General features: G+C 71.3%; 17 protein-coding genes. 9 read left to right on the forward strand and 8 right to left on the reverse strand.

The features are described 5' to 3' along the window. Window positions 1–12 precede the first annotated feature (12 nt). From yqeK to IC605_RS13335, 5 genes are all read left to right on the forward strand, one after another. The gene (gene yqeK / locus IC605_RS13315) at window positions 13–687 is read left to right on the forward strand and encodes a bis(5'-nucleosyl)-tetraphosphatase (symmetrical) YqeK (protein ID WP_216324749.1); all 675 of its coding nucleotides are present in this window, start codon (window positions 13–15) and stop codon (window positions 685–687) included. Then, window positions 684–1,970 (forward strand): LCP family protein, encoded by a 1,287-nt coding sequence (locus tag IC605_RS13320; protein ID WP_216324752.1) that lies wholly within the window; start codon window positions 684–686, stop codon window positions 1,968–1,970. The genes yqeK and IC605_RS13320 overlap by 4 nt, the downstream gene beginning before the upstream one ends. Beyond that, entirely contained in the window at window positions 1,967–2,356 is a 390-nt protein-coding gene (gene rsfS / locus IC605_RS13325; RefSeq protein WP_216324755.1) for a ribosome silencing factor, read from the forward strand. Before IC605_RS13320 ends, rsfS begins: the two co-directional genes overlap by 4 nt. 98 nt (window positions 2,357–2,454) lie before the next feature. After that, complete coding sequence (locus tag IC605_RS13330) at window positions 2,455–3,141, forward strand: winged helix-turn-helix domain-containing protein (protein ID WP_216324758.1); 687 nt, start codon at window positions 2,455–2,457, stop codon at window positions 3,139–3,141. 32 nt (window positions 3,142–3,173) lie between these two features. Further along, window positions 3,174–4,118, forward strand: a complete 945-nt coding sequence (locus tag IC605_RS13335) for a sensor histidine kinase (RefSeq protein WP_216324761.1) — start codon at window positions 3,174–3,176, stop codon at window positions 4,116–4,118. Between the two features lie 61 nt (window positions 4,119–4,179). Here the strand turns inward: IC605_RS13335 and IC605_RS13340 are convergent, their stop codons facing one another. Beyond that, on the reverse strand, window positions 4,180–4,815 hold the full coding sequence (locus IC605_RS13340) for a hypothetical protein (RefSeq protein ID WP_216325097.1): 636 nt from the start codon (window positions 4,813–4,815) through the stop codon (window positions 4,180–4,182). Between the two features lie 61 nt (window positions 4,816–4,876). Beyond that, a complete protein-coding gene (locus IC605_RS13345; protein ID WP_216324764.1) occupies window positions 4,877–5,791 on the reverse strand; it encodes a PRC and DUF2382 domain-containing protein in 915 nt (304 codons plus the stop codon). A 324-nt stretch (window positions 5,792–6,115) separates the two neighbouring features. On the opposite strand from IC605_RS13345, the gene phoU reads away from it, so the two are divergent. Beyond that, window positions 6,116–6,760, forward strand: coding sequence for a phosphate signaling complex protein PhoU (gene phoU, locus IC605_RS13350; RefSeq protein ID WP_216324767.1), 645 nt, complete (start codon window positions 6,116–6,118; stop codon window positions 6,758–6,760). A 510-nt stretch (window positions 6,761–7,270) separates the two neighbouring features. Next, window positions 7,271–8,611: a GH1 family beta-glucosidase gene (locus IC605_RS13355; RefSeq protein ID WP_216324770.1), complete on the forward strand. Its 1,341-nt coding sequence runs from the start codon at window positions 7,271–7,273 to the stop codon at window positions 8,609–8,611. Window positions 8,612–8,859: 248 nt separating this feature from the next. On the opposite strand, the gene IC605_RS13360 is transcribed toward IC605_RS13355, so the two are convergent. The 4 genes from IC605_RS13360 to IC605_RS13375 all read right to left on the reverse strand — a co-directional run bounded on the left by IC605_RS13360 (window position 8,860) and on the right by IC605_RS13375 (window position 14,085). Further along, window positions 8,860–10,668 (reverse strand): ABC transporter ATP-binding protein, encoded by a 1,809-nt coding sequence (locus IC605_RS13360; protein WP_216324773.1) that lies wholly within the window; start codon window positions 10,666–10,668, stop codon window positions 8,860–8,862. A gap of 94 nt (window positions 10,669–10,762) precedes the next feature. Further along, window positions 10,763–12,565 carry an ABC transporter ATP-binding protein gene (locus tag IC605_RS13365; protein ID WP_216324776.1) on the reverse strand — a complete coding sequence of 601 codons (1,803 nt, stop codon included), beginning with the start codon at window positions 12,563–12,565 and terminating at the stop codon, window positions 10,763–10,765. Window positions 12,566–12,627: 62 nt separating this feature from the next. Further along, complete coding sequence (locus tag IC605_RS13370; RefSeq protein ID WP_216324779.1) at window positions 12,628–13,563, reverse strand: phosphotransferase family protein; 936 nt, start codon at window positions 13,561–13,563, stop codon at window positions 12,628–12,630. Window positions 13,564–13,629: 66 nt separating this feature from the next. Next, window positions 13,630–14,085 carry a peroxiredoxin gene (locus IC605_RS13375; protein WP_216324782.1) on the reverse strand — a complete coding sequence of 152 codons (456 nt, stop codon included), beginning with the start codon at window positions 14,083–14,085 and terminating at the stop codon, window positions 13,630–13,632. Between the two features lie 229 nt (window positions 14,086–14,314). On the opposite strand from IC605_RS13375, the gene IC605_RS13380 reads away from it, so the two are divergent. Both IC605_RS13380 and chrA read left to right on the forward strand, forming a co-directional pair. Then, window positions 14,315–15,409: an acyl-ACP desaturase gene (locus IC605_RS13380; protein ID WP_216324785.1), complete on the forward strand. Its 1,095-nt coding sequence runs from the start codon at window positions 14,315–14,317 to the stop codon at window positions 15,407–15,409. A 152-nt stretch (window positions 15,410–15,561) separates the two neighbouring features. Beyond that, entirely contained in the window at window positions 15,562–16,719 is a 1,158-nt protein-coding gene (gene chrA, locus IC605_RS13385) for a chromate efflux transporter (protein WP_216324788.1), read from the forward strand. Window positions 16,720–16,732: 13 nt separating this feature from the next. Here the strand turns inward: chrA and IC605_RS13390 are convergent, their stop codons facing one another. Together IC605_RS13390 and IC605_RS13395 are read right to left on the reverse strand one after the other, a co-directional pair. Further along, window positions 16,733–17,038: a YkgJ family cysteine cluster protein gene (locus tag IC605_RS13390; protein ID WP_216324792.1), complete on the reverse strand. Its 306-nt coding sequence runs from the start codon at window positions 17,036–17,038 to the stop codon at window positions 16,733–16,735. Window positions 17,039–17,121: 83 nt separating this feature from the next. Further along, a complete protein-coding gene (locus IC605_RS13395; RefSeq protein WP_216324796.1) occupies window positions 17,122–18,204 on the reverse strand; it encodes a pyridoxal phosphate-dependent aminotransferase in 1,083 nt (360 codons plus the stop codon). Window positions 18,205–18,206 lie beyond the last annotated feature (2 nt).

Genomic DNA, 18,206 nt, shown 5'->3' on the forward strand with positions numbered 1-18,206 from the left:
TCCAGTGTCCCTATGATTGCCCAATTCCTCGACCTTCAGCACCCGCTGGCCGAACTCGCCGGCTGGGACGAGCGGGTGCGGCTGATGGTGCGCCCCCGGCGGTACGAACACGTGCTGCGGGTGGCCGACCTCGCCTGCCGCATCGCGCGCGCCAACGGGCTCGACGAGGCGCGGGCCTACGCGGCGGGGCTGCTGCACGACCTCGCCCGCGACCTGCCGGACGCCGAGCTGCTGCGGCTGGCCCCCCCCGAGTGCGACATCGACGCCGTGCACCCGCTCGCGCTGCACGGGCGGGCGGCCCGGACCCTGCTCGAACGCTGGGGCTACCGCGACCCCGTGGTGCTGGAGGCGGTCGAGGACCACACGACGGGCCCGCGCGGGGGCAACCCGGTCGCCGACTGCGTGTACGTCGCCGACGTGTCCGAGCCCGGCCGCGGGGTGAACGAGCACATCCGCGACCTCGCGCTGCACGACCTTCCGGCGGCGCTGAGTGGTGCCCTCGTCTCCAAGGTGACCTACCTCCAGGGGCGCGGCATCACGGTGCATCCCCGCACCCTGCGCGCCTACCACGCGCTGCCCTGCGTGCGGCAGGCGCTGGCCGGGGGGCAGGAAGCGCCCCTGTGCCCCGCCCCGGACGGGCCGGCCCTCCGGCCCCCGCGTCGGCGCCGCCCCTCCTCCCACACATGACCTTCGGCCCGGCCACCCGCCGCTCCCGGCTGCGCGCGCTGCAACTCGGGGGGCTGAGCCTCGCCTCCCTCTCGCTGGGGGGCTTCGCGGTGCTCGGCACGCCGGGTGCGTCGCCGCTCCAGGCCACCCCGGTGCGGGGAGGCGTGCCGCACTTCACGCTGCTGCTCGCCGGGCGGGACATCGTGTACTGCGCCTACCGCACGCCCTGCCGGGACCAGGAGCAGCGCACCGGCCTGATCCAGCCCCCCAACACCGATACGCTCATGCTCGTGAAGGTGGACGCCGGGCAGGTCAGCGTGCTCAACATCCCGCGCGACACGAACGTGGGGGAGTTCGACCCCCAGGCGTCCGTCGCCGCGCAGAAGGTGAACAGCCGCTACTGGTCGGGGGGCCCGCAGGCCCTCACCCGCGCGGTGGAGACGATCACGGGCGAACGGGTGGACGCCTACATGATCGTGCGCACCGACTACGTGGCGCGGGTGATCGACGCGCTCGGCGGCCTCGACGTGACCGTGCCCGAGGGCGGCATCGAGTGGGTCGATCAGGCGGCGGGGGTGGACCTGCGCCTCCCGGCGGGGCAGCACCACCTTCAGGGCGAACAGGCCGTCCTCTTCCTGCGGGTGCGCAAGGGGTTCGGCGACGACTACGGGCGCATCGACCACCAGAAGCAGGCCCTGACCCAGCTTGCCGCGCGGCTGCGGTCGCCGCAGGGGCTGGCGGCGCTGCCCACCATCCTGGGCGGCATCGGCAACGGGGTGGAGACGAACGTCGATCCCGGCCTGCTGACCACCCTGCTGCCGCACCTGCCGGACCTGAGGCTTTCGTTCGCCACCCTGCCCACGGGGACGATTGCGGGCACCTTTAACCTCGCGGCGGACCGGGAGGCGCTCGCCCGGGTGTGGGGGCAGGGCACGGGGGCGGGCGCCTCCCGGACGGCGCCGGACGTGGGCGTGCGCGTGGTGGACGCCAGCGGCGCGGGGCTCGGGGCGGGGCTGACGCGGGCGCTGCGGGCGCTGGGGTACACTCGCGTGACGGTGGAGACGGCGCCCCCCAGCCGCGAGGCGAGCCAGGTCCTGACCGGGCAGAGCGTGGAGGCCGCGAACGAGCTCGCGCTCACCCTGGGGTTGCCCCGGCTCCAGGGTGAGCGCTTCCCGGTTTCGGCGGGCGAGGTCGGTATCCTGCTGGGGGCCGACGCCCGCGTCAGCCTCGCCGCCCTCGCCGCCCTCAGCCGGGGCGCGGACCGGCCCCTGCTGAGTCGCGTGCCCACCACGGAGAATCCATGACCTCGACAGCCCACCCAAGCGACCCCACCTTCCACCAGCTCCGCGTCATCGTGGACGCCGCCCGCGAACGCCGCGCCGAGGACGTGGTCGTGCTCGACCTGACCGAGGTCTCCTCCACCCTCGAATACTTCGTGATCTGCACCGCCACCGCCGGGCTGCAACTGGGCGCCGTGCAGGAGAATATCCGCGAGAAGGCCCAGGAGGCGGGACTCCCGCGCCCCAGCGTGGAGGGCCCCAGCGAACGCTGGCTGCTCCTGGCCTTCGGCGGCAGCATCGTCGTCCACATCATGACCCGCGAGGCGCGAGAGTATTACGACCTCGAAGGCCTCTGGAGCGACGCCCACGTGATGAACTTCCCCGAGCAGACGGCGGACCGGACGCTGTGAGGGAGATCGGCCAGCCCCGTCACGCTTTCGCCGAGAGCTGAGGGCTGGCTGCCCCCTCCCCTGACATCCGCCTGACCTCGCGCCCCACAATGAGGGCCATGAGCCATGTGGTCGTGATCGAGGACGAGGGCACCGTGCGGGAGGTGGTGCGCTTTCACCTGGAACGCGCCGGGCTGCGGGTGAGTGTGTTCGACACGGCGCGCGCGGCGGAGGAAGCGCTTTCCGGGGCGGACGCCCTGGTGCTCGACTGGATGCTGCCGGGCGAGAGCGGCCTGGGTCTGCTGCGCCGGTTGCGCGCCGACCCCGAGCGGCGGCGCCTCCCGGTGCTGATGCTCACCGCCCGAGCGGCAGAGGCGGAGCGGGTGGAGGGGCTGGAATCGGGCGCGGACGACTACCTCACCAAGCCCTTTTCGGCGGCCGAACTTGTGGCGCGGGTGCGGGCCCTGCTGAGGCGTTCGCTGCCCGACGCCCCGCAGGTCCTGAGCAACGGCCCGCTCGGGCTGGACCTGGGGGCCGCCGCCGCGCGCCTGGGGGAAGCGAGGCTGCACCTCACCCGCCGCGAGTTCGACCTGCTCGCCTTCCTGACCCGCAACACGGGCCGGGTGTACTCGCGCGCCGAACTTCTCGACCGGGTGTGGGGCGCCGACTTTTTGGGCGGTGAGCGCACGGTGGACCAGCACGTCACCCAACTGCGCGCGCACCTGGGCGACGACCCGGCCCACCCCCGCTTTCTGGAGACCGTGCGCGGCAAGGGCTACCGGATGCGCCCCTGGGCGTCGCCGTGACCTGCGAGCCCGCTCCCCGGTTGGGGGCCTGGATGGACGCCCTGCCCCAGGCCGTGCTGCTTTTCCGCACCGGCGAGGCGGCCCCGCGCGCCCCCACGGTGACCTGGGTGAACGCCGCCGCCGTGCGGCTGTGGGGCGTGCCCCGCGAGCGCGCGGCGGGCCGCCCCCTGCTGGAGGTCGTGCGCCGTCATACCCTGGAGGCGCTCGCCGGTCGCGGCGGCGAACTCGAACTGGAGGCGAGCGGGCGGACCCTGCGCTGCACTGCCGTCCCGCCGGAGGGGGAGGAGGAGGGCGCCCTGATCGTCGAGGACGTGACCGAACTCCGCCGCCGGGAGGCCGAGCTGCGGGAAGCCACGGCCGTCCTCTCGCACGAGTTCCGCACGCCCGTCACCGGGTTGAGAGGCGTGCTGGAGGCGTTGGAGTACGACATGCCCCCCGAACTCGCGCAGAACTTCGTGCGTCAGGGCCTTCAGGAGGTCGAGCGTCTCGCCCGCCTCGTCGAGGACCTCGCGGTCGGTTTCCGGCCCACCCGCGCCCGCACCCTGCCGCTCGCCGACGCCTTCGCCCGTGCCGAGCGCCTGCTCGCTCCCGAGGTCGGATCACGCGGCGCGGGTCTGTCCTTCGGTGAGAGTCACCTCGTGCGCGCCGACCCCGACAAGCTGCTTCAGGTCCTCCTCAACCTGATCGAGAATGCCCTCCGGTACGGTCCCCCCGGCCGCCCCATCGAGGTGCAGACCGCGCGGCAGGGCGCCTGGGTGGAGGTCACCGTCCTCGACCACGGCCCCCCGCTGGAGGACACCGGGGCCCTCTTCCGCGCCCACACCCGGGGCAGGCACGCCACCGGGCAGGGGAGCGGCATGGGGCTGTACATCGTGCGCAGCATCGTTCACGGCTGGGGAGGTCAGGCCTGGACCGAACGCCGGGGTGAGCGCAACGCCTTTTGCTTCACGCTGCCGGGGGTCGCCGGACTCGGGTAGGCCGGACCAACGGAAGGAGAGGGAGCCTTCGTCGCTCCCTCTCCTCATTTCAACGTGTGTTTTAGCGGCGCGGCCCGTCGGTGGGTCCACCCAGCCGGACCTCGGTGCGCTGCCCGCCACCCCGGCCCGCCAGCCCCGCGAGGCCGATCAAGCCGAGCAGGCCCCAGGGAAAGCCCCGGTTGTTGTTCGTGGTGGTGGTCGTCGTGGTATCGGTCGTCCCCGTCGTCGCGGCGTCGGTCGCCGTAGCGTCCGTCGTGCTCGTGTCCGTCGTGGTCGTGTCGGTGGTCGCCGCGTCCGTGCCGGTGGTGTCGGTTCCCGTCGTGTCCGTCCCGGTCGTATCCGTCGTCGTGGTGTCGGTCGTGGTCGTATCCGTGCCCGTGGTGTCCGTCCCGGTCGTGTCCGTCGTCGTGGTGTCGGTCGCGGTCGTGTCCGTCCCGGTGGTGTCGGTCCCCGTCGTGTCCGTCCCCTGAACTTCGTTCCCGGCCGCGCCGTCGCTCTCGGTCTCGGTGGTGATGGCGTCGTTCTGAACGTCCGTGCCCGTGGTATCGGTCCCGGTCGTGTCCGTGCCGGTCGTATCGGTCGCGGTGGTGTCCGTCGTCGTGGTGTCGGTGGTGGCCGCGTCCGTCTGCGCCGTCGCCATCACCGGAGTGGAGACGAGGGCCAGAGCAAGAATCAGGTTGCGCATATTGGGGGTCATTCGGTCCTCCGGCAGGGGCAATTGGGGGGAAGTCGTGGGGCTCAGGTAGGGAAAGGTGGGCTTACTTGCGGTTGTTCCGCAGATCGTCGTCGCCCGTGACCCGCACGTCGCCCGTCTCGTTGACTTCCAGCACCTCGCGGCCCACCGTGTCGGTCACCGTCTGCTGCTCGGTCACGACGCGCTTGCCGACCTCGACCTCCTCGGTGACGAAGGCCTGCTTGCTGACCTGGGCGCGCTCGGCTTCCAACTCCACCCGCACGGTCTCAGTGCCGCTCGACGAGAGCACGTCACCCTGGACCGGCTGAGGGTTGCTGACAGGGTGGCGCTCGATGATCACTTCCTCGCGCTGCACCGGCACGCTCACGGTCTCCTGGTGGGTCTCCACCCGTTTGCCGATCTGCACGCTGCCCGCGCGGTACTTCTCCTTGTTGACCGTCAGACGCTCCTCCAGAAGCTGGAGGCGGTCGGGGGTCTTGAACATCCGGTCCCGGGCTTCGCGGTCGTAAAAGGTGCCCGCCGTACCCGTGGCCGCCGTGCCCATCGCCGCGTCACCCATCGTGGTGCCCGCCACAGCGGTCGTGGTGGTCGTCGAGGTCGTGGTCCCCATCGCCGTGTTCGCGCCACGCAGCACCCGCTCGTCGCTTTCCTCGACGTCGAAGACGTACTCCTCGTTCTCGTCGTAGCGGTGCAGTGAGGAGAGCTGGGTGCCGGTCATGCTGTCGAAGTACACGCCGTCGTTTTCGATCCGCGCGTAGCCGATGGGCACGATCAGCGCGCCGTTGAGGCTGCCGTTGTCGTCGTCGACGAGCAGGTAACGGATCTTGCCGTAGTCGTCGTCGACGAGCACGTCACGGACGGTGCCGATCTGGCTTCCCCCGGCGTAGGCGGTCGCGCCCACCGGGCTGTACATCCCTGAGTCCTGAAAATCCTCGCGGTAGCTGTTGGAGATATCGGACAGACGGTGAAGGTGTGGCATCTTCTTCGCTCCTTGTGGGGTGTGACTTGACTTCGCGGCCATTGTGCGAAATGCAACTTCGTCTTGTCTGAGAAAGTTAAGGTGTAAACTTGAAACTAACGCTGTCTGAAGCCGAGGCCAATGTGCGATTAAAGACGAGCGGTGGCCTTGAGAGGGCTGGACCCGGTTGAGGGGGGCAGCTCGATGAAAACCGCCCCAACACGTCTCAGGCTCCGCTCAGCGGGAGCGGTGGGGCGCGGGAAGTCCGGCGCCCGGCCACCGGCCATCACAGTTCCATGACCCTCCCGCCCCACCGGGGGTGATACGTTCCTGAGAGGAGTCCCCATGCGTGAAGCCCTCGAAACCGACCTGCGCACCGTCCTCAACGGCACCCTGAACATGCTCGGCACCGTCGAGCGGATGTTGCCCATCGCCGGGGACGTGCTGATCCACGCCCAGGCCACCAGGCTGGAGGACGTCCGGGCCATCGACCGTGAGGTGGACGCGCAGGAGGAGAGAATCGAGGCCGAATGCCTGCGGATCATCGCCCTGCACCAGCCTGTCGCCCGCGACCTGCGCCTCGTCGCCCTGATTCTCAAGAGCCTGTCCGACATCGAGCGGATGGGTGACTATGTGGTCCACGTCGCCGCCGACGGGGCCGACCTCGCGCAGGCCCCGACCCTGAAGCGCTACATCAACCTCGCGCGGATGCTCGAACGGCTGGGTGAAATGAGCCAGAATCTGCGCACCGCCATCGCCGACCGCGACGTGACCCGTGCCGAGGCGACGATAGAGATGGACGACGAGGTGGACGAACTGTACGAGCAGATCCAGCGCGAACTCGTCACCTACATGCTCGAAGACCCCCGCAACATGTCCAAGGCCCTGACCCTGATGCGGGTGGGCCGCAGCCTGGAGCGCGTCGGCGACCATATGGAGAACGTGGCCGAGCGGGTGAGGTACTGGGTGACGGGGCAGCGGGAGGCATAGGACAGGGGGAAAGCGGAGGGCCGCCGAACGGGTAGCCCTCTTTCCCTCCGAGTTAGTTCTTCACGTTGTTCAGCAGAGCCCTCACCTGAGCGTCATACTGCACGGCGTCGAATACGAACGGTCCGAAGCCGTCGTAGGACCATTTGCCCCGACGGCGTGGCTGCTCGAAGTCGCTCCAGACGACGTGATCGCCTTTACGGGTCACGCGAGCCCGGAGGGGCCAGCACCCCCACTCGCCGCACTCGCAGACCAACAGGCTCACCGGGTCCTGTGTGGGGGTAACCCACTCACGTCAGTCGTCCTGCGCGTTCCACTCCTTCACGCTGGAATAACTCCCAGCGAGCTTCGGCTCGGGCGTGTGCTCGACCTCCCAGGCCCGTGCCCGCTCGATGAGGTTCACCCGTCTACGAGGACTTCAACCTCTCGACCCTCACCGGCACTGTTGGGAGGCCAACGTAGGCTCAACACGTTCGGCGTCACGTCGACATTCTCCACCAGCAAAATGCCCCCATGACGAATCTTCCATCGGATTTCCTGTGGGGCGCGGCCACGGCGGCCTACCAGATCGAGGGGGCGGTGCGCGAGGGTGGGCGCGGCGCGAGCATCTGGGACACCTTCTCCCACACCCGGGGGCACGTGAAGGGCGGCGACAACGGAGACGTGGCCTGCGACCATTACCACCGTTACCGTGAGGATGTGGCGCTGATGCGGGACCTGGGGCTCACGGCCTACCGCTTCAGCATCGCCTGGCCGCGCATTCAGCCGGAAGGGCGCGGGCGGGCGAACGAGGCGGGCCTCGCCTTCTACGACCGCCTGGTAGACGAGCTGCTGGGGGCGGGCATCCAGCCCTGGGCGACCCTCTACCACTGGGACCTGCCGCAGGCGCTGGAGGACGCGGGCGGCTGGAGAAGTCGCGACACGGCCCACCGCTTCGAGGAGTACGCCTTTCTGGTCGGCGAACGCCTCGCCGACCGGGTGAGCGGCTTCATGACCCTGAACGAACCCGTCGTCGTGTTCCTGCTGGGGCACATCTTCGGCAACCATGCGCCCGGGAAGCGGCTGGGGCTGGCCGGGTTCCCGGTGGCGCACCATCAACTCCTCGGGCACGGGCTGGCGGTGCGGGCGCTGCGCGAGGCGGGGGCGCGGCGGGTCGGCCTCGCCAACAACTATGCCCCGTCGTGGCCCGCGAGCGACCGGGAGACGGACGAACGGGCCGCGGCGCGGCTGGACGCGTGGCGCAACTGGCTGTTCACCGACCCGCTGCTCAGGGGCGAGTATCCCGCAGAGGTGACCGAGCTGCTGTCCGAGCGCGTGCCTGACGTGCTGGAGGCGGTGCGGCCCGGCGACCTGGGCGTCATCGCCGCGCCCCTCGATTTCCTGGGCGTGAACTACTACCAGCCCGACTGGGTGCGCGCCGACCTCTTCTCGCCATTCGGGGGCCACGCGGGGAGCGTCCCGGGGCGCGAGAAGACGGGCTTCGGCTGGTCCGTCGTGCCCGAGGGGCTGACGCAGGCGCTGACCGGACTCAAGGAACGGTACGGGGACGCCTGCCCGCCCCTGTATGTGACGGAGAGCGGGTGCTCTTACCCCGACCGGGTGGACGAGCGGGGGCGCGTGCGCGACGAGGCCCGCATCCGCTACCACGAGGCGCACCTGGAGGCCGTCTGGGAGGCGATGACCCAGGGGGCGGACGTGCGCGGCTACTTCGTGTGGAGCCTGCTCGACAACTTCGAGTGGGCGGAGGGGTACAGCCAGCGCTTCGGCCTCGTCCACGTCGATTTCGAGACGCTGACCCGGACGCCCAAGGACAGTTACTTCTGGTTTCAGGAGTATCTGCGGGGGCGGGGATGAGTGGTCAGGCGTATGGGCCGAGGAGAGGATGTTTCTGACCTTGGGTAGGATCAGAGCGGACGGGCGTTGACAGAGTGGTTGAATGTGGGCGTCCCCGTTGAGGGCTCGTCAGGGTGGCTGGACCCGATGAGCCGGAGGGACGCCCAGTCGTCCGGGTTGCGGCTCAAGGGTTCGAATTCCTTACGTTCCCGTCTGACTTAAGGCGCGCCCGCCACCACAGGCACGCCTTTTTTGTGTCCATCCTCGGCCTACACGCCCTGGCTCTCCTCCGCCCACAGCGCCCGCATCTCCTCGCTGCGCTCCAGCAGTTCGGGGAGGGTGCCCTCGCCCGTGAGGCGCCCGCCCTCCAGGATCAGGATGCGGTCGGCGCGGGTCAGGGCGGCGCGGCGGTGGGAGACGACGAGGCAGGTCGTCCCCTCCTCGCGGAAGAGGCCCTCCCACAGCAGCGCCTCGGTGCGGGCGTCGAGCGCACTCGACACGTCGTCGAACACGAGGAGATCGGCGTGCTGGGCGAGCATCCGGGCGACCGCCGTGCGCTGCACCTGCCCGCCCGAGAGCTTGACGCCGCGCGCCCCGACCTGGGTGTCCAGCCCCCCCGGAAGCCCCGCGAGGTCGGGTTCGAGGACGGCCAGCCGCACGGCTCGCCCCAGCCGCTCCTCGTCCGCGCCCGTCAGCACGTTCTCGCGCAGGGTCTCGGAGAAGAGGCCGGGCAGTTGCGCCGTGTACGCCGCGCGGGGCGGCACGAGGAAGGTGGCGGGGTCGGGCACCTCCTCCCCGTTCCAGAGGATGCGGCCCGCATCAATGGGGACCAGGCCCAGGAGGGCCCGCAGCAGGGTCGTCTTGCCGCTGCCGATGCGCCCGGTGACGACCACGAACTCGCCCCGGCGCACGGTGAAGCTCACGTCGGTGACGCCCAAGCCGCTGGCGTGGTGGGCGGTCAACGCTTCGACGCTCAGCTCGCGCAGGGGAAGGGGCCGGGGCGCGGGGAGCGGGGCGGGCGGGTCCTCGTGGAGGTAGGTGGGGTGGTGGGCGACGGGGGTGCCGGGGGGCGCATCCTGCAAGAGGCGCTCCATGCGGTCGTAGCTGACCCCGGTGCGGCGGTGGCGGGCGATGGCGTCGCCGAAAAAGCCCATGCTGCCGGTCAGGCGCGGCAGCAGGCCGATGAAGAGCACGAAGTCGGCCACGTCCATCGTGCCGCCGCGCACCCGGCTCGCGCCGAGGAGGAGCACCAGCCCGACCGCCACGTTCACCATGTTGGTGTTCACGCCCCGAATCAGCTCGGTGAGGAGCACGTCGCGCAGGGCGGCGCGGCGGCGGACCTCTCCCAGCGCGGCAAGGTGCGCGACCATCCCCCCCTCGCGGGCGGCGAGCTTGACCGCCGAGACGGCCCCGAAGCTCTCGCCGATGAAGTCGGTCACCCGGGCGGTCGCCTCGCGCAGGCGGCGGCGGTAGGCGCGGATGACGGGCGAGAGGCGCTGCACGAAGACGACCATCAGGAGCAGCGGCGCGCACACGAGCGCGGTGATCAGGGGATCCACTCGGCTCATCAGGACGACGGCGATCACCGAGTAGGCGACGAAGCCCACCCCGTCCACCCAGACCTCGGTGTAGGCGGCCACGTCGTCCACGTCGTCGCGGAAGCGGCTGACCGCCTCGGCGGGCGTGTCGGGCAGGCGGCGCGAGCCCCGCGCGGTGAGGAGGTAGCCCAGCAGGTTGCGCCGCACGAGCGCGTCGAGGGTGTACCACAACTCGATCCAGACCCGGAACCCCCCGTAGAAGATGCCGAAACGGCTGACCCGCACGAACGCGAACCACCCGACCGCCACCCACGCCGCCGCCAGGGCCGTTCCGATGGCCTCGCCGCCCGCCCGCAGCCGCTCGGCCTCCTCCAACTCCCGGAACACGTCGCTCACCGCCACTGTGAGCAGGGCGGGCGCGATCCGCACCAGCGTCCACAGGATCAGGTTGACCGCGAAGAGCCACGGGCGGTAGGCGAAGAGCCGACCGGAGAGGGCGAGGGTGCGGTCCTGGGCGGCGGGGGGCGGGGAGGTGGTCATGGGAGGCTCCGAGGGAAGGCTGTAGGGTGTGGGTTGTAGGTCGTAGGAACAAAAACAGCGATTCGGGATGCACGGGCTTTTCCCCACAACCCCCTCACGCCAGCACCCCTTCCACCTCGGCCCCGTCCAGCCCGGCCCGCAGCAGCCCCGCGTAGTGGCTTCCGGGATCGCGGGCCAGCAGGGCGCGGGGGCCGTCCTCCAGCACCCGGCCCTCCCCCAGGACGAGGATGCGGTCGGCACGGGCCACCGTCTCCAGGCGGTGCGCGATCACGATGGCGGTGCGCCCGGTCAGCAGCCGGGTCATCGCCCGGGTGAGCTGCGTTTCGGTGGCGGGGTCGAGGCGGCTGCTGGGCTCGTCGAGGATGACGACGGCAGGGTCGCGCAGCATCACCCGCGCGAAGGCGAGGAGCTGGGCCTGCCCCGCGCTGAGGCTCCCGGTGGGGAGGGGGGTGCGGACGCCCTCGGGGAGGCGGGCGAGCCACTCTCCCAGCCCCACCTCGCGCAGGGCGGCCTCCACCCGCCCGTCGGGCACCTCCGGGTCGAAGAAGCTGAGGTTGTCGCGCACGCTGGCCTGGAAAAGTTGCACGTCCTGGGTGACGACGGCGACGCGGGTTCGCAAGCTCTCCAGCCGCACCTCGCGGGTGTCGAGGCCGCCCAAACGCACATGTCCGGTGGTCGGGTCGAACAGGCGCGAGACCAGCCGCGTGAGGCTCGTCTTGCCGCTCCCGGTGCGCCCCAGGAGGCCGAGGGTCTGCCCGGCGGGGAGGTGGAAGCTCACGCCCTGCAAGACGGGCCGGGCGGTGGGGTCCCCCGGCACGTAGCTGAAGGTCACGTCCTCGAAGGTCAGGTCGAGGGGGCCGAATGGGAGATCACGCGGTCCCTCCGGCAGGGCGGACTGAAGCCCCAGCAATTCGCCCACGCGCACGAGGCTGGCCCCCGCCTTTTGCAGGTCCTGAAGCTGCTGGGTGAGCTGGTCGATGGGTTCTTCCACCATGCTCATGTACTGGTAGAGGAGAAAGGCCGTGCCCAGCGTGATCGCCCCCGCCGCGTACAAGCCGACCGCCGCGCCGAGCACGCCCACGTACCCGACGGCAAAGAGGGCCATGCTGACCTGCCACACGATGCTGCGGCGCCGCCACGACCACGTGCTGCGCCCGAAGAACTCGCGCTGCACCCGCAGGAAGCCGCGCAGGTGGTGTTCGCCCGCCCCCAGCGCGCGCACGTCCTCCAGGCCCGCCAGCCGCTCCTCCACGTAGCCGAAGAGCCGGGCGCTGCTCTCGCGCTCCAGCCGGGTGGGCTCGACCCCCGCCCGCCGGGTGCGGTTCAGGGCGAGGAGCGTCACGGCGGCGAAGACGGCCACGCCCAGCCCGACCCGCCAGTCCTCCAGGAAGAACATCACGAGGGCGCCCGCGAGGAGCAGGGCCGCGCCGAACACGCGCACCGCGAACTGGGAGAAGAAGTTGCTCAGGGCCGTCACGTCCCCGTCGATGCGCTCGATCATCTCGCCGGGGGTGCGTTCCTGGTGCTCGCGCAGGTCGAGGGAGAGGAGGTGGCGCATCAGGTCCGCGCGCAATCTATTGGTGGCCGTCCACCCCACCTGCGCCCCCACGTACGTCGCCCCCGCCGTGAGGAGTTGTACCCCCACGCCGAGCGCGATGTAGGCCCCCGCCAGCCGCGCGAGGAGGCCCACGTCGGCCCCCGCACCCAACTTCGCCCCGTCCACGAATTGCCGGAGCAGTTGCGGCAACAGCAGGTTCAGGCCCGTGCCCGTCAGCAGCAGGGCGGCGAGGGCGGCCACCTGCCCGCGCAGCGGCCCCAGGTACTCGCGCAGCACCCGCGCGGCCCCGGAGCGCGGTGGAGACGGAAGGGTCGAGGAGGGGCCGGGCGCACCTTGCATCCCTTCAGGCTAGAGCAATGGGGAGAGGGGCGGCATCCGCCGAGTGGCGCAGTCCGGGAGCTTCAGGTCAGGCCGAACAAGACGGCACCGACCTCCGGCCAGTCCCTCGCCCCCTGCGCCCCAAGGTCCGCCAGCAGACCCGCCCACTCGTCCGGGTAATACAGCAGGGCGCGGGCGGTCGCCTCCCGCACGTCGTCGGGGGTGAGCCCCAAGGCGGCGCTCCAGGCACGGCGGGCGGCGGGATCGCGGCGAAACTGGTTCACGGCGGGCGAGATGAGGTCGTGGGTCGGGGGGCCGAGGCGGGCGTCGCTCCAGTCGATCAGGGCGGTCAAGGTCACCCGTCCATCTCGCTCCTCGCACAGCAGGTTCAGGAAGTTCAGGTCGCCGTGCAGCAGGGCGTGAGGGCGGGCGAACCCCGGCCCGGCGCGGAAGACGCCTTCCAGAAAAGCCGCCGCACCCTCCCTCAAAACGGGTGGGGCCCGCAGCTCGCGCGGCAGTTCGAGGCCCTGAACGAGCAGCAGACCCGGCCAGTCGAAGTGCAGCTCGGCGGCGGCAGCGGGGTCAAGTTGGACCGCGTGGACCTCGCGCAGGAGTGCCGCCTGCTCCTCCGCCAACCGTGCCCGCTCGGCTCCGGGCAGGTCCCACCAGACCTCGCGCAGGGGGCGACCGGGCAGCCGGGCCGTGACGACGTAGCGCCAGGCCCCGAGTTCACCGGACGCGACGACCTCCGGCGTGGGCAGCGACAACCGGCCCCGTACCAGCCGCAACGCCGCCGCCTCGCGCCGCGCGTCCCCGGACCACAGGGGCGGCACGAGCTTCACGGCCACGTCAGCGAGGGCGAAGACCGCGTTCTTGCCGAGGGGGAAGCGGCGGAACTCGCCCGGCGGCAGGGCGTGGCGGGCGCGCACCTCCTCCAGCGCCGACTTCCAGGGGGCGAGGGGCTGGGTATGCAGAGCCACAAACGCCTCGTAGGAGACGGATTCAGGAAGGGCGGACATGGCTGGAGTGTGCCGTGCCCGCCCTCCCCCATGCCTCGGCCTGAAGGCTTATCCAGCCTTGTCCTTTTACAGCGCCGCGATCTTGCCCAGCACCACTTCCGGCCTCACCGTGTACTCGCTCGTCTTGGCCTCCACATGCTCGAAGCGCACGACGCCCGCCCGGTCGATCAGGAAGACAGCCCGCCCGCTGATGCCGCGCTCGTCGATGGCGACCCCGTACTGCCGGGCGACCGCGAGGTTCATGTCGGCGAGGAGCGGCACCTCGATGCCGTACTCGGCGGCCCAGGCCTTGTGGGCGTACACGCTGTCGCGGTTGACCCCCAGGACCACGGCGCCCACCTCGGCGAAGTCGTCCTGGCGCCCGGAATACTCGGGCAGTTGCATGGAGCACACCGGGCTGAAGTCGAGGGGATAGAACACCAGGACCACGTGCCTGTGCCCGCGGTAACTGCTCAGGGTCACCGGCTCGCCGCCCGTGGAGGGGAGCGTGAAATCGGGCGCGGGCTGACCGAGAAGGCTCATGGCGAGAGTGTAGCGGCCCCCGCTCGGCGCGAACTGTGGACGGGGTGGGCGAGGGCTAGGGGGGCTTTCCCGGAAAGGACCTCCCCCTCCCCCCACCCCAACGAAGCGTGAAGGTCCCTGCCCCTTGCACCGCGTCCCAGTTCACGGCCCCGCCGGACGGGGGGGGATAGCCTGACTGCGTACCGTCCCCACCCTGCACCACCTCGCCGGGACGGCAAGGAGCCTTGTCATGGCCGACATCATGCCCCCCAACATGTTGAACGAACGCCCGCGGACCCCCGCCGGGCTGCTGAGCAACGCGGAAAAAGACCGTCTGATCGAACGCGGCTTCCTCGGGCTGTACCGCTGGTACACGGCGCGCAGCCAGGAGACGCGCAACTGGAACCCCGACCAGAGCTTCGACTGGCGGGCGATGAGCAAGACCCTCCCGCCCGAGATCGTGACCGTGATGCAGGGCTTTTTCGCGGTCGAGCAGTACGCGCCCGACTTCACGAGCAGCCTGCTGCACCTCGTCCGCCGCTCACACGGCCGCAGCCACTTCCAGCTCCGCTGGGGCAGCGAGGAGGAAAAGCACGCCGACGCCTGGGAAAACGCCGTGCTCTTTTCCGAGCAGCGCAGCCCCGAGTGGATCGCCGAGTACAAGCACCGCCTGAAGTCGCAGACGTGGGAGCTGCCCTTTCCCGACGCGATTCACAACCTCGTGTACACCGTGTTTCAGGAGCGGGCCACCCAGCTCAACTACCTGAACATGATGAAGATCGCCCAGGGCAAGAGCGAGAAGCCGCACCTCGCGGGCATCTCGGACCCGGTGCTCGCCAAGGTCGCGCAGACCATCGCGGTGGACGAGGCGGCGCACTACAACTTCTTCCTTGAGGGCGTGCGGATGTACCTCTACTACTACCCCGAGCGCACGCTCGACGCCATCAAGAACGTGATCGGGCAGTTCTCGATGCCCGCCGCGCAGCTCGTCCCCGACTGGCAGGAGTTCTCGGAGACGGTCTACCGGGCCGGAATCTACGGCCCGCGCGACTTCAACCGCGACGTGATGCAGGTCGCCTTCCGCAACCTCGGCATCGAGAGCCGCAAGGCGCTGGAGGAGGGCATCAAGAAGACGCGCGAGGTGCCCGATTTCGAGGGCGGCAACTTCAAGACGACCGCCATCTTCGACACCTTCGACTACGGTCAGGTCGAGGGCGACGTGCGCCGCCTCCACGTCAAGATTCAGGACTACGAGAAGGGCTTCGGCATGGACCGGCTCGACCCCACCGTTTTCGTGGAAAACCCCGCCGTGCCGAAAAAGGGCGGGCAGGCGGCGGACGACTGAGGGAGCGCGGCCAGTCGCCAGCAACCAGCAAAACGGGAGGGCTCCTGCTTCGGCGGGGGCCGTTTCTCTTTGGTTCGGGGAGGCCCGGGGCCTGGTTTCCCTCACGGGCCTCCCGAAGCCCGCCCCGACCTCCGCCCGGTAGGCTGGGCCCGATGCGTGCCCTCGAAGTCTTCACGGTGTTCCTGCGGCTGGGACTGACAAGCTTCGGGGGGCCGGTGGCGCACCTGGGCTACTTCCGCGCGGAGCTGGTGACGCGGCGCGGCTGGCTGAGCGAGGCGGGGTACGCGGACGTGGTGGCGCTCGCCCAGTTTTTGCCGGGACCCGCGAGCAGCCAGACGGGGATGGCCGTGGGCCTGCTGCGGGCCGGGTGGGCGGGGATGCTCGCCGCGTGGGCGGGTTTTACCCTGCCGAGCGCCCTGCTGATGTTCGCCTTCGCGCGCGGGGTGGCGGGCGCGGGCAGCCTGGGAGACGCGGGGTGGCTCGCGGGGCTCAAGGTCGCGGCGGTCGCCGTCGTCGCGCAGGCGGTGGCGGGGATGTGGGGAAGCCTCGTGACCGACCGGCGGCGGGCTGGGCTGGCGCTGGGGGTGGCGGCGGCACTCGTGCTCGTGCCGGGGGCACCCGCGCAGGTGGGGGCGCTCGTGGCGTGTGCGGTGGTGGGGTGGCGCTTCCTTCCGGCGGGCACGGGGGGAGGGGGCAGCCTGCCGCGCGTGCCCGTCCCGCGCCGGGTGGGGGCGGCGCTGCTGCTCGCCTGCGCGGGACTGCTCCTGCTCCCCCTCCTCGCGCCGCTGGGGGCCGGGTGGGCGCTCGCGGACGCGACCTTCCGGGCGGGGGCGCTGGTCTTCGGCGGGGGGCACGTCGTGCTGCCGCTGCTGGAGACGGGCCTCGTGCCCCGCTTCCTGACCCACGAGACCTTCGTCGCGGGGTACGGGGCGGCGAACGCGGTGCCGGGGCCGCTTTTCACCTTCGCCACCTACCTCGGCGCGGCGCAGACGGCGATTCCGGCCTGGGCCGGGGCGGTCATCGCCACCCTCGGTGTCTTCCTGCCCGGCGCGCTGCTGATGGCGGGCACCCTCCCCTTCTGGGCGACGCTGGCCGCCCGGCCCGCCGCACGCTCGGCCCTGGCTGGCCTGAATGCCGGGGTGGTGGGGGTGCTCCTCGCCGCGCTGTACGATCCGGTCTTCACTTCCGGCGTCCGTGGCCCGCGTGAGCTGGCCCTGGCCCTGCTCGCCTACGCGGGACTGACGGCGGGGCGGCTTCCGGCCTGGGCGGTCGTCGGGGCCTGCGCCGGGCTGGGGTGGGTGGGGCTGTGACCCGGCCCTCCTCTCAGCGGGCGGCCAGAGCCTCTTCCTCCAGCCCGTAAAGCTGGAGAAACCGCTCCACCCGCGCCGCCAGGGTGGGCAGGGGCGCGACCTCGCCGCACACCCAGTCGGGCCGGTAGTTGCGGCACACTCCGGGCCGCGCCGCGTACACGGCACACAGACAGTCCGGCCCCAGGTGGACGCACGTCACCCCCAGCGGCTTGCCGAGCGCGTGGATGTCGGGCGCCGCGCAGCACGCCCCACACGCCGTGCACTCCCGCACGAGCGCGGAGCGGGGCGGGAGGTCGGGGGGCGCGGCGAAGGGGTCCATAGGGAGGCAGCAAGGAGGTTACCCCCCTGACGCGGGCCGCTGTGTGACCTGACCTCGGGCGGGGTCGGTCGCCTCCCACACCTCTACCGGAAGGCGCGCGCCGCCGCCAGCAGGGCGTCGTTCTCGGCGGGGGTGCCGATGCCCACCCGCAGGCAGCCCTGGAGGCCCGGCAACCTGTCCTGACGGCGGACCACGATCCCGCGCGCGAGGAGGTGACGGTACGCGGCGTCCGCGTCCGGCGTCCGCAGCAGGAAGAAGTTGGCCTGGCTCGGGTGGGCCCGCCAGACGGGGTGCCCCTCCAGCGCGGCGAGCACGCGGGCCCGCTCGGCGACGACCTCGCGGGCGCGGTCCTCCACGTACCCGGGGTGTTCGAGCGCGACCTCCAGCGCCGCCTGGGCGAGCGTGCCCACATTGAAGGCGGAGACGAGCTTCTGCACGTGCGCGGCCAGCGTGGGCGTGCCGAGCGCGTAGCCCAGCCGCACACCCGCCAGCCCCCACGCCTTGCTGAAGGTCCGCAGGCCGATCCGGTTGCCGCCCGCCCGGACCAGCCCCCGGTAGTCCGTGCCGCTGAACTGGTGGTACGCCTCGTCGAGGACGACGACCCACTTATCCGCCGCCCCCACGACCTCGCGCACGGCGGCCTCCGGGTCGGCGTGGCCGGTCGGCGCGTGGGGCTGGGTGACGTACAGGACGCCCGGGGGGTTCTCGCGCAAGGCGGCCTTGAGCCCTTCCACGGGCAGCGAGAAGTCGGCGTTGAGCGGCACCTGCACGAGCCGCGCGCCGAGAAGCTGCGCCTCCAGGGTGTACACGCTGAAGGTGGGGCTGACCGTCAAGACCGTCTGCCCGATCCCCGCGAGTTCGGTGAGGAGCTTGATGAGGACGTTGCTCCCCGGCGTGACGACCACGCCCTCCGGGTCCCAGCCCTCGAAGGCGGCGACGCGCTCCCGCAGGGTGTCCGCGTGCAGGTCGGGGTAACGGTTCCAGGGCCGGGCGAGCATCCGCTCGGCGGCGAGGGCCTTGAGTCCCTCGGGGAAATCGTAGGGGCTCTCGTTCTGGTCGAGTTTGACGGGCACGTCGACCGGCGTGAAGGGATAGGCGGGCACGGCGCGCACGGCGTCGCGCACCCCTGCCGGGTCGCCCGTGCGGGAGAGGGGTTCGGAGGTCATGG

The organism is Deinococcus aestuarii (assembly GCF_018863415.1).
Lineage (GTDB): Bacteria > Deinococcota > Deinococci > Deinococcales > Deinococcaceae > Deinococcus > Deinococcus aestuarii.